Source organism: Psychrosphaera aquimarina (genome assembly GCF_032461525.1).
Classification (GTDB): Bacteria; Pseudomonadota; Gammaproteobacteria; order Enterobacterales; family Alteromonadaceae; genus Psychrosphaera; species Psychrosphaera aquimarina.
In genome coordinates, this window is sequence record NZ_JAWCUA010000010.1 from 773,182 (window position 1) to 790,244 (window position 17,063).

Annotated in this window: 7 protein-coding genes; 6 read left to right on the top strand and 1 reads right to left on the bottom strand. The window is 38.9% G+C overall.

From position 1 onward, the window contains the following. The first annotated feature begins 154 nt into the window (after nt 1-154). The 5 genes from RT723_RS15575 to RT723_RS15595 all read left to right on the top strand — a co-directional run bounded on the left by RT723_RS15575 (nt 155) and on the right by RT723_RS15595 (nt 11,722). The gene (locus RT723_RS15575; protein ID WP_315948003.1) at nt 155-3,094 is read left to right on the top strand and encodes a TonB-dependent receptor; all 2,940 of its coding nucleotides are present in this window, start codon (nt 155-157) and stop codon (nt 3,092-3,094) included. 91 nt (nt 3,095-3,185) lie between these two features. Beyond that, nucleotides 3,186-7,598 carry a hypothetical protein gene (locus RT723_RS15580; protein ID WP_315948004.1) on the top strand — a complete coding sequence of 1,471 codons (4,413 nt, stop codon included), beginning with the start codon at nt 3,186-3,188 and terminating at the stop codon, nt 7,596-7,598. A 193-nt stretch (nt 7,599-7,791) separates the two neighbouring features. Continuing rightward, nucleotides 7,792-9,321 carry a pectate lyase family protein gene (locus RT723_RS15585; protein ID WP_315948005.1) on the top strand — a complete coding sequence of 510 codons (1,530 nt, stop codon included), beginning with the start codon at nt 7,792-7,794 and terminating at the stop codon, nt 9,319-9,321. A gap of 36 nt (nt 9,322-9,357) precedes the next feature. Further along, nucleotides 9,358-10,725: a glycoside hydrolase family 28 protein gene (locus RT723_RS15590; RefSeq protein WP_315948006.1), complete on the top strand. Its 1,368-nt coding sequence runs from the start codon at nt 9,358-9,360 to the stop codon at nt 10,723-10,725. 73 nt (nt 10,726-10,798) lie between these two features. Then, nucleotides 10,799-11,722 carry a 6-phosphogluconolactonase gene (locus RT723_RS15595; RefSeq protein ID WP_315948007.1) on the top strand — a complete coding sequence of 308 codons (924 nt, stop codon included), beginning with the start codon at nt 10,799-10,801 and terminating at the stop codon, nt 11,720-11,722. 706 nt (nt 11,723-12,428) lie between these two features. On the opposite strand, the gene RT723_RS15600 is transcribed toward RT723_RS15595, so the two are convergent. After that, entirely contained in the window at nt 12,429-15,146 is a 2,718-nt protein-coding gene (locus RT723_RS15600; RefSeq protein ID WP_315948008.1) for a TonB-dependent receptor, read from the bottom strand. Between the two features lie 436 nt (nt 15,147-15,582). Between RT723_RS15600 and RT723_RS15605 the strand changes: the two genes are divergently transcribed. After that, nucleotides 15,583-17,049, top strand: a complete 1,467-nt coding sequence (locus RT723_RS15605) for a glycoside hydrolase family 28 protein (protein ID WP_315948009.1) — start codon at nt 15,583-15,585, stop codon at nt 17,047-17,049. Nucleotides 17,050-17,063 lie beyond the last annotated feature (14 nt).

Sequence of the window (17,063 nt, forward strand, 5' to 3'; positions counted from 1 at the left end):
TCTTCTGAATTTGATTTGTTTAGACCAAATTACAGTGAATGTCGCACTTTCGAATGTCATTGGTATTCAAATAATAATAATAGAATGTGGTATTTACGCAGTTGCCACGGAAGTCAACAGGAGCCTCTTTAGAGAGGTATTTGGGGTATATAGTATGGCTACAAAATTTCCATACAAGGCTCTTTCAGCTTGTATTTTTTTAGCGATGGGTGTCAACGCAAAAGATAATGAGCCAGAGAGTAAAGATAAAAAAGAACAAGATGTAGAAGTCATTGAAGTTAAAGGTGTCCGCCTTGCTGATCTGAAAGCCCGTGGCATGGAGCGTGATAATGATGCTTATAGTTCTGTGGTTGCAACGGATGATTTAGGTAACTTTGTTGATCAAAATGTAGCTGAGTCATTACGACGTTTACCAGGCGTAACTTTGGAACGTAATGAAGGGGAAGGAACCCATGTTGCCATCCGTGGCCTTGGTCCTAACTTTGTCTCGGTTTCAATGAATGGTTCTGAATTGGCTGGTGCCGGTGACGACCGAAAAGTTGGTTTAGATGGTATTACCGGTGATTCTTTAGGGGCCATTGAGGTATTTAAAACGTTAACACCTGAAATGAACCTTAATTCAATTGGTGGCTTAGTTAATGTAAAAGCAATTTCTGCATACGATAAAGGCAAAGATTCTTTTAAATTAAAACTACAAAATTCATATCAAAACCTGAGCCAACAACACTCTCCTAAGTTTACCTTCGATGGGACGTCACTTTTGTTGGATGACACGATAGGTATCGGTTACTCAGCTGGTATAGAAAACCGTAAAACCCACGTCGAAGAATTTCGCCAACATGATACCACCGCAATGACCTTTAGACAGACCGATGTTGGTTATGTAGATGGCAGTGTTACCAGTGTCACTCCGTTTGGTGCAACTATTATTGCCCCGAGTCAATTTGAAAAAAGATTAGAAGATGCGGAACGTGAAAGAGCAACAGCAAATATAAATCTAGAGTTTCGTCCAACTGACTTAAGTCAATATTATATTCGTGCTAATTATTCTAGTTATGCCGACAACGACATCGCATTACGTGAAAAATTTGACTTCGCTGATGCTGATCCTATCGGTGGTGGTGAGACTGCTTACGTCAATGGTACCACTAAAGAATTCTTAGTGACGGATATCGATTTACAAAATCAATATTTCATCCAAGAAGGCGATAACGTGACCACTACTTTTAGTATTGGCGGTAAGAACTTACTTGGTGAAGCAACCACCATTGATTATGAATATGCATTTTCTGAATCTGTTTCAGAAATAAAAGATGGCCGTCGAGCGCAGTTTCGTGAACGTGATTTAATCGTTTTGGGTCAAGGGTTACGAGATCACATCAATGCACGTGTTGTCTCACCTGAAGAAGCTGCATCAATTTCGGGATTAGATGCTGCTGTATTTGTTGGTGGTAATAATGCGGATGTACAAGGGGATGTGAGCCAATTATCTAATTTTGATTTGGATAATATCTTTCTTGAAGACAGTGAACGTACCGACGAAATTGAAAACTTTAAACTTAATATAAAACAAGAATTTGATTCTGAGTTTGTTAATTATGTGAAAGTTGGTGGTACATCTAGCTCTCGAACGCATAAACGTGGCAAAGACCGTTGGAGCTTTATTCCTGCAGATGGTGATTGCAATGAAAATGCAGCTTGTATTGCTATGCAAACATCAACATTAGACGACTACATCAATGAAATACCTAGTACGGGCAACTTCTCATATCCATTGCCAATACGTTCAGAAGTAGAGAATATTACTGCACTTGGAACCGATTTAGCCTATTCAGCTACGGCTGGTGGCACGACTTTCGAAAGCACCCGTGATGATTATTCTATCAGTGAAGATGCGTATGCTATTTATGCAATGACAGAGCTTCAATTAGCAGATGATATGTCGTTGATTACTGGCGTTCGTTATGTCCATACTGAATTTTCATCGACGGGGTATTTGTCGATAAATAACGATAAATTTAATTTTGGTGGTGACAATAGTTTAGACATTAATGTTGCATTACCAGATGCCAAAATAACCTACAGTGAATACTACCCAAGTGCCCATTTACGATACGAACCAACAGAACAAGTGTTAATTCGGGGCTCTATTTGGACTAGTTATACACGCCCATCGTTTAATCAAGCTCGTGCCTTTGCCCAGTTAGATAGTCGAATTGTTTTATGTGACCCACATGATTTAACTAATTGTAATGATAACCCAGGAGATCTAGGCAGCCCGAATGCAATTGAACTTCAAGGTTATGTGTTAGGCAGTGAAAATGCGTTAAAAGTAGGTAACCCTAATCTTGTAGCCATGAGCTCTACTAACTTCGACTCTTCAATTAGTTGGTATCCAACAAAAGATTTATTTTTAGAAGCGTCGATCTTTTATAAAAATATAGACAATTTTATCTATGATGCGGTTGGTATTAAAGACAGGATCAATAACTTACCACTAAGTTTACCGGTTGATCATATTAGTGCCTTTGCTATTCCTCAAGACTTAGTTCTTAACGATATTAATATTACCCTAAATGGTGATAAAGCATCTGTAATGGGCATTGAATTAAGTTACAACCAATTTTTTGAATCCGGTTTCTTTATTCAATCCAACACCACATTTTTAGATAGTGAAGCTCAGGTTGATGAAAAAATCAGAGCGGAAAAAATGAAGATGCCAAGCCAAGCTGACATTACAGCAAACTTAGCAATAGGTTGGGAAAATAAAGGGTTCTCGGCGCGGGTGATTGGTAATTATCGTTCCGAAATTCTTGATGCTATTTCTGCATGTCCTTCAGATGCCGACCTTTCTGACCCTACAGAATGTAGAGCCTGGGGAGATCGCTACATCGATGCTATATCTACCGTTGATTTTAAAGTTAAGTACGATATCAGCAAAAATTTATCCATGTATTTTGACGCTATTAACCTAACCGAAGAAGTGGACTTACGTTACATAGAAGGTAACGAAATGTCGGGTGGTAATGTCGCGTTTAAACATGAGTTTTACGGCTCATCATATCAATTGGGACTGACTTATAAGTTTTATTAATCAATAACAAAAATAATAATTTGAGTAATAAATTTTAAGTTGTGGGTAGAGCGAAGCGTTCGCTGTATCTACTCATCCTCAGGAGGGATGTATGAAGAATAAAAATAAATTAATGACAAGTCTATTAACAGCACTTGTGTTAGCTGGTTGTGGTGGCGAAAGTACCATAAATGTTGTAGAAGAACCGGCGCCGCCGTTAGTTGGCCAATTTGTTGATGCACCTGTAGCTGGTTTGCAATATAAAATTAACAGACAGGCGAGTGGGGTGTCTGAAGTAATAACTGGTGTGACTGATGAGAATGGTAATTTTGATTACTTTCGAGGTGATTCAATTACTTTCCATATAGGCGAAATTGAGTTCCCTGCGACATCGGGTGCTAATTATGTAACCCCGTTGCAAGTATTTAAAACGGACACAGTATTTAATCAAAGTGTGACAAATACATTACGTTTATTGCAAACATTAGATGCCGACGGTGATCCTAATAACGGTATTACGATAGCCGCTGATGCCATTAATGCAGCGACAATGAATCTGGCCGATGGTGAGACGGCACAAGACTTTTTCAATCGTGAAGATGACGATTTTGACGCTGAATTTGAAACTTGGTTGCCCAATGCTGGCACGGTCAACTCGACCATAGTTAGCAAACAAGTGGCCGTTGAAAACTTTGTGGATTATGTCGATGCCCAGCTTAGTTTAACGCAACCAAATGCATTTGATGTATCCAAGTTTAATGGGGTCGTTTTTAACCCGACTATTGTTAATCAAACTGCTGTTACAAACCAATACAATTTTACACCAACAGACGATAACGGATTAGATGGTACTTATACCTACACAGATTCTGATTCTACTTTAGATTTAGTAACCGTCAGTGGCACCTATAAGTTCGTTTTTGGTAAACGAGTGATCGAATTAACGGTAGGTGAGCAAGTGAGCTATTTGATTTCTCGCTCTTACAATACGGTTGATGATGTTTATAGTTTATGCCAATCAACGGCGTCAACTAATACAGAGTTAGCGACGTTAGTTAATGATTGTGCTTTTGACGAAGACTTGAAGGTCAACTTATTTACCTTCACAACCTCGCAAACCGAAATAGAGTTAGTCAGTTTAGAAGCTAAGAAAGACGATGTGGGTGTTGAATTGATTGAAGACTTTTCAACAACGACGGAAAATTTTTTCACTTCCTCTCATAAATTTTTATCTAAAAAGTTAGCTGACAGACCACTTTATGTTAAATCGGGTGGGAGTCCAGAAGTTGACGCAACTAGTGGTGTTTTACAATTAGCGGCCGCGCGTTTTGTCATTGGAAATGCAGCACCATTAAATGACAGTGGTACTCAAAACGAAACGGATGTGACTGATTCCGTGGGAACAGGTATTTACAATATAAGCGAAGGATTTACCATTAGTTTTGATATTGTGGCCCATGGTGTGGGAGGCGGTTTGTCGTTATATATAGACAACAACTCAACTAGCCAAGCTAAATCAATCCATGGTGACGCTTCTAAGTTTTTCGGAAAAAGCTTTTCTGACTTAACATCTTGGACTGAGTTTACAGCAGATGAATCAGTGGGGGTTGGTAAATTCTCTTACACTTATTTACCGGGCGAAGACGTCGTTAATGGCGCTAATTCAGATCCAGCTACAGACCGAGGCATATTAAATACAAGCATTACCAATTCATTCTTCCAGTTTAGAACCGATAGTGCTGGCGATATTACCATTGATAATTTGAGAATAAATACGGTGGCTGATTCAATCGATGCAAGTGATCTGTTTATCCCACCAAGTGCTATTTCGTTTACTGAGACCGTAGATTTAACTGCTAATTCAGAAATAGACGTATTTTCCCCTGAATACTTAAATCTAGCTGGCGTTGCTAGCGCAGGAGACGATCAACCTGGCGAGGCTGATAATATTGCTATGTTTGCTTTAACCAGTGGCACTGTTACCCAAGAAGCTGGTGGTCTTGCATTAACGGGCGGTCGTTTCACAATGGGCGACTATCTCCCAGAAGAATCTACGCTTACATCAGACAGCAACAGTAGTGGTGTATTGGATTTAAGCAGACCTTATCAAATCGTATTAACTATTGACTCAGTCACTCAAGGCGACGCGAGCGACTCGTTTGAGATCTATGTTGATAATGACACTTCATCAGCAGAAAACTCAATGCATGGAAGTGATTCTTTAATTTTCCAAACTGACGTGTCGGCAATCACCGCTGGTGAAATGATCATTGATAATAATGGCGCAGGAATTGAAGTTGGAACGGCAAAATCCTTTTTACAATTTGCATCTACAGGGACCAGTAAAATTGTGATCAGTTCGATCACCATTGAACCTTATGTTGCGCCTGTTCCTATTAAAGTTTCTTTGCCATATAGCATTGATTTTACCCAAGCCGCAGATGCTGAAACCTTATTTACTGCAGAGTTTCAATCTGTAAATGGTGAAGTTGGCATGACAGGAAGTGATACACCGATGTTTTATAAAACCGGTGGCACAATTGAAATTGACTCGAACAGTATTGTGTTAGACAACAGTCGATTCACTTTGGGTAATCATACCCCAGAGTCTGGTGGTAGCAAGTTAGAAACCTCCGCAGATGATAGTGTAACAACTGGTGTATTCGACTTAAGTAGACCATACAAAATAAGCTTCGATGTCATTAATGCAACCAAAACGGATGCTGAAGATACCAGTACTAACTTCATGATTTACGTTGACAATAATACATCAAGTAGCGGTAAATCTATTCATGGTAGTGATTCTAAGTTCTACTCAGTGGATGTTGAATCGTTATCAGCAGGTTCAACCGTGACACTCGATGGTTTTATTGCAACGTCAACATCATTTATTCAACTGCGTGCAGAAAGTGGTGCCAAAATTGAGCTCAACAATTTGAAAATTGAATACGCAGATCCTAATGTATTTTTTGAAGAAACATTTGAAAATAACGGATTAGATTTTTTCACAGCTGAATACAAATCGCTGCCAGATGACAGTTCAACACCAATGTACTTTAAAACGGGAAGCACGGCGGTAGTCACTGAGTCCAATACGTTATTGATTACGGCTGACCGCTTTACGATAGGGCACTCTATTGGCGAAAAAGATACAACAACAGAGACAGATACCACTACGGTTGGTGTATTTGATTTCAGCAAACCTTATAAAATTGTATTTGACGTTATTAGTGCAGAAGAGCCAGATGCGGAAGATCAAGGCAACAGTTTCATTATTTATATGGACAACAATACGTCAAGCAGTAATAAATCAATTCACGGTGCAGAATCAAAATTTTACTCTGTCAAAATTGCAGATTTAACGCCTGGGACTATTGAAGTGGATGGATTTATTGGTACCGCCACTTCATTTCTGCAGTTCAGAGCCGAAAGTGGCGGTAATGTCGAGATTGATAACTTACGTTTTGAGTACGTATCAAATAATGAATTGATGAGCGAAAGCTTCAATACAACATCTGAAACCTTCTTTACGGCGGATTATGCATCATTAAGTAGTGATGACACGCTGCCATTATACAATGCAACCGGGGGCAGCAGCCGATTAACCATTACGGATGGTCAGTTAACCATCGATAATGCTCGATTCTCAATTGGTGAAACGGCACCTGATGTTGAGACGGCTGACACGGATACCACAGTCAGTGGTGACTTGGACCTGAGTAAAGCTTACAAAATTAGCTTTGATGTTATCAGTGCTAGTGAGCCGGATGCTGGCGATCAAGATAACAGCTTTATGATGTATGTTGATAACAACTCATCAAGCAGTGGTAAGTCTATTCATGGTGGCGATTCTAAGTTCTATTCAGTCAAAGTTGCAGAGCTATCTGCAGGAACAATAGAGATTGAAGGGTTTGTTGCTACTGAAACATCCTTTATTCAACTTAGAGCGGAAAGCGGTGCAGTTGTTGTCATTGATAACTTTAAAATTGAATATGTTGAAGTACAACCTGTGGTTTCTGAAATGTTTGAAACGACCGCTGATGTGTTTTTCACAGCCGATTATTCGTCAATTAGTAGTGATGACACGCTGCCATTATACAATGCAACCGGCGGTAGTAGCCGATTAACCATTACGGATGGTCAATTAACTATTGATAATGCCCGTTTTTCAATTGGCGAAACGGCACCTGATGTTGAAACCGCTGACACGGATACCGCAGTCAGTGGTGACTTGGATCTGAGTAAAGCTTACACAATTAGCTTTGATGTTATCAGTGCCAGTGAGCCGGATGCTAGTGACCAAGACAACAGCTTTATGATGTATGTTGATAACAACTCATCAAGCAGTGGTAAGTCTATTCATGGTGGTGATTCTAAGTTTTATTCAGTCAAAGTTGCTGAGCTTTCTGCAGGAACAATAGAAATTGAAGGGTTTGTCGCTACGGCAACATCCTTTATTCAACTTAGAGCGGAAAGCGGTGCAGTTGTTGTCATCGATAACTTTAAAATTGAATATACCGAGTAACTAAATACCAATATAACCAAACTTAAGCTGAGCCTTAACATATAAAGATTGTGTCAATGTTAAGGCTTTGCTTTTTTGCCTCTCACTACCAATAAAATGTAGTAGAAATATTGCAACCTCTATCAGTATTGATAAGTGAAACGATAGATAGTCTAACGCTAATCAAATGTTCCACTTTGACTAGGAAATTATTATGAATAATCTACTCAACCCTCTTTTGATCTGCCTTTCATTGTGTTTTATGACAGCTTGTTCAGAGGTTAAATATCCGTCGCAAACAGACCAAGAAACAAGGGTTAATGACGATGAGAATAGCTCGGATGAACAAACAAACAATTTTAATGCAGGCTGTGAAGAGTTAATGAGTAATGATGCAATTAATTGGCGAGAGTCTGCTTTGCAAACGGATCAAGAGATCGTTGCTTGTTTATCAGAGTCATTAGGAGTACCTGTTGGTTACGGCGAAGATACCACAGGGGGATATAACTCCAATGGTGGTTCTAAATTGATTGTGATTACCAAGGATAACCCAGAGGAACAGATTTTATCGGCCATTTCATCGTCTGAATACAACTGGATCGTTTTTGATAAGAAAGATTTTGCTGATGAAACGTCAATTATGATGTATCGGCCATATTGTTCTGAGTCATTAGCATCCTCACTTGGTGTTGATGAGGCAACTTGTCGTGACCCTTATGCCTGGTGTTCTTTAAAAGGTGTTTCAAATAGCGACTGTTTATCAAGGTTTTTTAACACTGAATTGAATAACAGTAATTTACCGGTCGGTAATTATATGATTGACAGTAATACCACTATAGATGGACGTGGCGCTAAGGTTAAATTTGTATTTAATGGCTTTAAAATAGGTTCGGATTCAAGTGGAATTTCCACTCATATAAGTGACAACATCATTATTACTAATAATTACTTTGTTGGGGCAGGTCACACAGAAGATCATGCATTGGACCCTGATATGATCAGATCAACAGGTGGTTCTCATCATATCTGGATCCATCAAAACACATTTGATACAACGGGGGACTCTGCATTTGATGTCAAAGTGGGGGCGCATGATATTACCGTATCTTTTAATAAATTAATTAACGTTAAACGTGCGGCTTTGCATGGCTCAAGTGACAGCCGAACCATAAACCAACAAATCACCTCTACTTTATTAAATAATCTGTTTGTGACTTCGGATGAATATTATGCAGCCAATTCATTTAATACCATGCGCCGAGTTCCTTTACTTCGCCGTGGCCAGACGCATTTGATTAACAATGTTTTTTACGGTTATCGCAAAGATATTATGAGTATCAGAGTTGGTGGCCGTGTGGCGGTTGATGCTAATTTGTTTATGAATCCAACCATTAATGACAAAGGTGATGAGTTAGCTGATTGGACTAATAATATTTTAGGCGATGTGGTTGAAGAGGGGCATATACAGGTGAGTGACAGTGTTGTTTTCGAATCCGATAGCAGTTGTCGGCCAAATGGTTCCTCGTCTTCGGTTGATATACTCGTTGGTACTGCACCATATATGTATGGTGATTATAGTACAGAATCAAAACTCGCCCTTGACGCAAACAAACTCCCTGCCGGTGAGGCTTTACGTGATTATGTTCTAGCTACAGCTGGCAAAGACGGTTTAACACCTTGGTTGTCGGAATATACTGTCGGTTTTGACGAAATCATTGCCGCTGCGCCGACGACTTGTCAGTAACAACAAATAATAAATACATTAGTTATAGGAGTAGGTATGAAATATATTGCTAACTTTGTGATGGCTTTATTGTTGGTTTTATCGGTAAGTCATAATCTTGTTTTTGCTAATGACCCATGGTTAGAGGCAGATAAAATAGTTGCGGCTATTCAAAAGCCTAATATCCCAAACAATGAATTTAATATTATAAAGTTTGGCGCACAAAGTGGAACAGATAAAGACGCTCGTCCTGCCATTTTAGCTGCGATAGAAGCTGCTATTAAAGTGGGAGGCGGGAAGGTTATCGTACCTGCTGGACTATGGACATCTAAAGGCCCTATTCATTTAAAAAGTAAAATTAATTTACATCTTTCAGAAGGTGCCCGAGTTGTCTTTTCTGGCGAACCAGATGATTATTTACCAGCGGTTAAAACACGCTGGGAAGGCACAGAGGTATATTCTTACTCCCCTCTCGTTTATGCCGCTAATGTTGAAGATGTCGCTATTACAGGAAAAGGCACGTTAGATGGCAATGAAAAAAGTCAATTTATTAATTGGATGTCCAAAGCAAAACCTAGCTATTTAAAACTACGAGAAATGGGCGCAAATTTGACACCGCTTGAACAACGTATATTCACAGTTGGAGAATACCTTCGCCCGCCTTTAGTCCAGTTTTTTAATGCACAACGAATATTGTTACAAGATTACTTAAGTGTGAACTCGCCTTTTTGGGTGACACACTTAGTTTATGCTAATAACGTAACGGTGCAGGGGATTCGGGTTGATAGTCATATAGGTAATAATGATGGTGTTGATGTTGAGTCGAGCAGTAATGTATTAATTGAGAACGCTTGGTTTCGTACAGGGGATGACGCGGTTGTTATCAAGTCAGGACGTGATTTAGATGGTCGAACTATTGGTGTTCCTAGTACTAATATTGTGGTTCGCCATAACGATATGGGAGGAGAAGATGGCATTGCAATTGGCAGTGAAATGTCAGGCGGTGTGAAAAATATGTTTTTTCACAACAACATTTTGAGAAAAGGGGACTCCGCATTTCGATTTAAAGCAAATTTAGACCGAGGTGGGTTAGTTGAAAACATTTATATCCGAGACTTTATGGTGGAGAGTTTTCATAACCTCTTTTGGTTTCAACTTAATTACCCACGACAAGGTGTCGATAAATTCCCTTCCACATATAACAACATAGTGTTTGAAAATATACGCGTAATAAACGCGACAAATGTTTTGGAAGTACATGCACCTGAGGAACAACCCTTAGGTAACGTAACATTTAAAAATATCCAAATTAACAAATTCGACACCTTATTTAATGTCGAAAATGCGCAAAATATTAAGTTTAATAATTTTGTGGTTGGCGACCAACGGATTGATGGCATCTTGAGTTGGCAACTGAGTAAATAATCCCCTCCTTCCCAATACGCTCAGTTAAAGTAATGAGGGGAAACGCGTTAATTAAATTATACAGGTGAATACAATGTCGAAACATTCAGCGTTTATTAGATTTGAAGAGAATCACAACTTATGGTTATCAAGGGATACTGACCTCTCGTTGTCGTTAATTGATCAAGGGCTTACCCCTGTGGTGTTAGCATCTGAAGCGGACGTTGGTTTAGCTATGTTAAATGAGTTGTTTGATACAGCTCAGACCAAACATGGCGATATTAATATCGCATTACTCGGTGGACGTGGAGGACAAGAATTTCACCGACTGTTAGGAGAATTAGCAAAAAACACTGAGCATGACGCTCTATTATCAAGGTTGAATGTGTTTACACAAGACGCATTGGCGCCGATGAGTATGGATAGCGGCTTTAGTTTTGTACGTGACTTTGAGCGAATTTTAGGTCTCGCTTTTTTTACAAAAATTAAACGTTTTATCCCTATGCAAACGGATTGCACCGACCTAGAGCAAGCTATGACGGAGTATTTAAATAAAATGGAGGCACTTGGCGGATTAGATATATTTTTTATCGGGCATGGTCCTGAAGAGAATCAGGCTTCTCATCTGGCTTATATTAAGCCGTATTCTGGCGCTAAAGCTGATCATGTTGCTGGAATTATTCCTATTTCAAGTAGTATATTGGAGCACCATATCAGTAAGTTTAAAGCTGGTGGTGCTAAGGTGAGTGCTAAAGATGAAGCTGTGTGTCGTAGTGCAAAGTACATACTTACATTAGGGCCCGCAACCATTTTACAAGCTAAAAAACTAGTACAAGCTGTGGTTGATGCCGATACCGCGCCGGCCAAAATAACAACCTATAGGAAAGTTTTAAACATGACTATAAGTAAAGATACAACTGAAGCTGCCGGTCAATTGAATGAGAATCCTGGACTTTGGATAAGACTTCATCCAAATGCGAAGTCTTTTGTACTGCCAAATTTAAATGTAGGGAATTAACCCAATTAGAGGACTAACTAAAATTTGAGGTCTAGTTGAATCGAGAAACGTCAATATTACTGTTTAGTATTTAACACTATCTTAATTAAGTAATTACACACTTACTCAGAGGTAAAAGACTCAGAGGCATTGGTTAGTTGTATCCATAACTAACTCAGCAAATCTATATAGAAGAGGCTTTGATGGAAAAGGCTCCCTCCTTTTCCTCAAGCAATTAAGAAAAAGCGTTCATACATTATCAGCTTACTCACATCTATTCTCGGCAGATGGTCTAAGAAACTTAAATCCCTAGCATTTATGAGCTCATCTATCAGCACAACTATAAGCTGATTTGATTAGACGATTTATATGTTTCATAGTGGGGTTGTAATCGTCAGTCTGGATAACATTTATCGCTTTTTACCATACCTTTAACCCTTATAATTCGCATTGGTAACACGTTTATGACGTTTCCAATATATAGCGAGCGAGATTAATAAACTATTCAATTTCATCCTTTGATAAAAATTGATCTATTGTGAAAAAGGTTGTGGTTTTTGAATACCAATCTAATGTTTTTATAGGTATTTTGAATTTAAACGACAGCGCTAACGATGAGTTGTATTAAGTAAAAGTTATTAAGAAGTAAATATCTAAATATTCTAAGTAAAAAAAAGCCACTAATCAGAAATTAGTGGCTTTGTAACTATCACATGAATTTTAATGTTTAGAAAGTAGCGCGAACACCAAACATAAGTTCAGTACCGTTGGTGTTGTACTCACGAACTAAGTTTAAGTCACCCGTTGGGCCTGTTGTGAACAAACGTTCTTTCTCATTAGTCAGATTGATGATCTCTAATGTGGCAGTAAAGTGTTCATTGATGTTATATGAAGACGAGAAGTCGACACGAGTAGGGCCGGTATTATTTTGGCTGACGTTACCGTCTGCAGACCCACCTGTTTGATAGTCATCACGCGCGTTTACATACAAACGAGCACCAAATGTATCATTTTCATAAAACACACCTAAGTTATAAGCATTTTCAGATAAACCTTGAACAATGTCATCACTGTCAATTTTTGTATAGTTAGCATCAACACCTAAACCTAAAGGGAAAACATAACGAGCTGCAATCTCAAAACCAGAAATATTGTCAACTTCGGTAGAGTTTGATTGAGTTGTAAGGTTCCATGAGTTAGTTGCATACGCATCTACCGCGCTTGGGTCATAACTTGGACTGTTTACGTCATAAACTGGGTCTGTGGCAATAATGTCTGCATATTCTTTTGGTAAAGTGACAGAGTCAGCAGTTGAACTTGTGATTGCATCTGTAATTTCTTTTTGGAAATAAACAAAAGCAACATAAGATTCATCGGCAAAATACCATTCAGCGCTTAAATCGGTTGAGGTGATAGTTTCTGGGCCCACCCCTGGATTAGAAACGGTTGCGCTTGCATTTATTGGTGTTCCATTAACTTGACCTGTTAATGATTGAGGGTTAGGTCGAACTACGTTTTCTGACCATGCAGCACGAAGTACAACGTCTTCCATCATAGTATAAGTAAGGTTAAATGCAGGTAAAGTATTATTATATTTACCTTCTATGTCGCTGGCATCACCTTTAACTTTAGTTTCTACATAACGTAAACCTGCGTTTATGACTAAATCTTCTAGGTAATAATCGACATCAACGTAAAGCCCATCAGTATTTTCTGTTACAAGATAATTGCCGCTGCGATCGTCTGGTAAAAACTTACCCGCGCCATATTCTTTTTTGGCAACACCAATATCAGCAATTAACCAGTCTGTAAACATGCCACTTGGTGCGCCAATGGTATCACCAAAGTCAGGGGCTATATCAGATAAGCTATTTGTATTAGTACCGCTTACTGCATTTGGATCAGTCAAATCAGCTGGAGCTCGTGTATGAGTGGAATCAATGATACGAGTGTTAGACGTAAACCCAGCGCGCAATGTTGAACCTTCATCGTCAAACTCCCAAGCAATGTCACCACGCATCGTTTCATTTTCACGAGTTACATTGTCGCGGCGATGATGCGGACCTGTCCATACAAAATTGGCTGGGTCAGTGATGTCATAACCGTAACTCATTGTCGGAATATTTTTATCTTTAGAGAAATCATATTCAAATGTCGTTGGCCCACCGGTTAAGTTATAACGATACTGTTCTTCGTTATGTTCTGATGTAGCTGTACCTGACATAAAAGTTAATGTAATAGTATCTGTTAACAGATATTCGGCATCAAAAACAACTTGGTTAAATTCACTGGTGGAATATTGCCCACGGCTTTCAGAGCGTGGTTCAACACCACTAAATGTGCCTGCTGTGATGTAACGGCCTGTAGGGTCTAAGGTAATTTCATTTGGTGTTACCGATCCAAATACATTACGGAACTGAGCAAAGAAGTTGTAAGACTCAACATCAGCATCACGAGACGAATCTAATATGTTTAAGCCTAATTCTAATCCTTCTACTGGACGAGCTTGAAGTGACACTAAAAAGCTATTTCGATCTTGTTCTTGGTAAAATAAATCGGTGCGAGGTAAGCGTGGAGCCCACATTGAGTCCAATGGGTCATCAGTTGCAGAATTAAACTCAGGATTGTTCGCCGACGGGTTAGGCGTGCCGTTAACAACGGTAGAGCTGGTATCTGCCCAGCTTCTATTACCGTTATCGAAAGGGCTGGTCCAACGAACAGAACCAAAACCTTCTTGTTCTACAGTACGTTTACTGCTACTTACACCAACTAAAACACCAACGGTATCTTCTAAAAAGGTATTGCTGACAAAACCATTAAAGAGTGGGTTGGTATTGCCGTTTTGTAAGTTATATGAAGATTGAATAGAACCGGTTGCATGTAAACCAGGTTTGTCTAAAGGACGAAGAGTATGCAAAGAAACTGTAGATGCAACACCACCTTCTTCTAATCTAGCAGAATACGTTTTATTAATATCCATTTGTCCAAATAGATCAGAACCAAACATATTAAAATCAAATTCACGTCCACGGTTTACACCACCTGATGAGTCTAATCCACCAGTAGAGGCTGGGATCTGCATGCCATTTAATGTAACTTGTGAATATGTCGCTCCCATCCCACGTACGGTAATGTTTCTACCTTCACCACCTTCACGTGTGATAGCAACACCAGGCACACGCTGCAAAGATTCTGCAAGATTAAGATCAGGCATTTTACCTACATCTTCACTCATTATGGTTTCTTTCGAATTGGTCGAATTACGTTTTTCAAAAAGCGCACGGTTTAAAGAACCTCTAAAGCCCTTAACTTCAATTACTTCTACATCCGATTTGGCTTTTTTTGTATCTTCTTGTTCTTCAGCAACGGTTGCCAGAGAAGTTGATAAACCTCCAGCAAGTATCATAGATGTCATTAACCTGTTGAGTTTGTAGTTTGACTTCACGATGGTCTCCTCGTGTTTTTTATAATTATTATGTATTTAGAATTTTTTTGTAATTATTTTTAGTCCCGGTTATATTTATTTAGATTATTGCCACCGGTGGCACAAATTGATTTAAGCTCAAAAAGTAATCCCTTGTCAATAAAAAAATTAAAATAAAATTAAGAATGTATTTTGCACCTGATTAATGCGCATTATTAACAATTTATGTGAAAGTATTTTATTTAATTTTTGGAAAGTCATTAATTATCAATTATTTACGTTTGTGTTTTTTGTATTTGCACGAATAGGGTAAAAATTAAGGTTTGACAGTGAGTATGAAATTTTGACAATATCACTCACCGATGCCACCGGTGGCAGTAAAAGTGTTATAGTAAAGCTATACGAGTTCTGACTAATAAGTATATTAAGCTCTATTTAGCTAATTTCAGGAGCAGAAATGACAGACATATCATCAACGGGGTTAAAACGCCGTAATTTAATAAAAGCGCTAGGGGCTGCCTCAGTGTATTCAGCTTTCGCCCCCAATACGTCATTTGCCGGTTGGTTATTTAATAACGAACAAAAACAAGATGATTGGATTAAAGCCGCGACTATTCGGGCAAATGTAATTCGTCCGACTTTCCAAGATAAAGTCTTTAACCTTGTTGATTATTTTGAGATTTCAGATGTTGATTACGAACAAGCATTTCAACGCTCTATACAAGCTTGTCATGCTGCTGGCGGTGGTCAAGTCGTTGTGCCAAAGGGAGAGTATCTGACAGGTCCAATTCATTTATTATCCAATGTAAATTTGCACTTAAATGAAGGTGCTGTGGTTAGATTTGTTACTGACCCCAAACGGTATTTGCCTGCAGTTATAACACGTTGGGAAGGTATGGAGTTAATGGGCTATTCCCCTCTGATATATGCCTATAAACAAACAAATATTGCCATAACGGGTAAAGGAATACTTGATGGTAGTGGTGATAATAACACTTGGTGGCCTTGGAAAGGCCCACATAAAGAAGGACATTGGGCACTTATTGAAGGCGAAGATCAAAAACCTGCACGCATGAAATTAATGGCAGATGTGGAAAACAATGTGCCAGTAAATCAGAGGCACTATGCAGAAGGTGCGTATTTACGTCCTCCGTTTATCCAACCGTATTTATGTCAAAACATTCTAATTGAAGGTGTCACCATCACCAACTCACCGTTTTGGTTAGTGAACCCAGTTTTGAGTCAGCACGTGACTGTGAAAGGTGTGAAGTTTATAAGTCATGGACCTAATTCAGATGGCTGTGACCCTGAGTCTTGCGATCATGTATTAATCGAAGATTGCATGTTTGACACTGGCGACGATTGTATAGCAATTAAATCAGGTCGGAATGCTGACGGCCGACGCATTAATATTCCAAGCCAAAACATTGTTATTAGAAACTGTTTGATGAAAGAGGGACATGGTGGTGTTGTAATTGGCAGTGAAATTTCTGGTGGGGTGAACAATGTATTTGTTGAAGATTGCCAGATGGATAGCCCACATCTTGAACGTGCAATTCGAATAAAAACAAATTCAATTCGAGGTGGTGTCATAGAACATCTCAGGTACCGAAATATCAATGTAGGTAAAGTTAAAAATGCCATCGTTGTAAATTTTTATTATGAAGAAGGCGATGCCGGTAAGTTTGACCCAACGGTGAGAGACGTTGTGATTGAAAACTTGCGCTGCACAGAAGTATTAAACCAACCATTAAACTTACAAGGCTTTGAACGTAAACCCATCAGTGACTTTCATTTAATAAATTGTGAATTTATCCAAGCTAGTAAAGCATCTACAGTTAAGAATATCACTAATTTCACGTTAGAAAATGTAACCATTAATGGCCAAGTAGTTAGCCCAGAAGCGTTAATAAACGCGAGTTAAGCTGAATTATAGAT

Bases quoted from the DNA above. Each gene is read 5' to 3' on its own strand.
- RT723_RS15575 (WP_315948003.1), top strand. From the start codon at position 155: ATGGCTACAAAATTTCCATACAAGGCTCTTTCAGCTTGTATTTTTTTA.
- RT723_RS15580 (WP_315948004.1), top strand. From the start codon at position 3,186: ATGAAGAATAAAAATAAATTAATGACAAGTCTATTAACAGCACTTGTG.
- RT723_RS15585 (WP_315948005.1), top strand. From the start codon at position 7,792: ATGAATAATCTACTCAACCCTCTTTTGATCTGCCTTTCATTGTGTTTT.
- RT723_RS15590 (WP_315948006.1), top strand. From the start codon at position 9,358: ATGAAATATATTGCTAACTTTGTGATGGCTTTATTGTTGGTTTTATCG.
- RT723_RS15595 (WP_315948007.1), top strand. From the start codon at position 10,799: ATGTCGAAACATTCAGCGTTTATTAGATTTGAAGAGAATCACAACTTA.
- RT723_RS15605 (WP_315948009.1), top strand. From the start codon at position 15,583: ATGACAGACATATCATCAACGGGGTTAAAACGCCGTAATTTAATAAAA.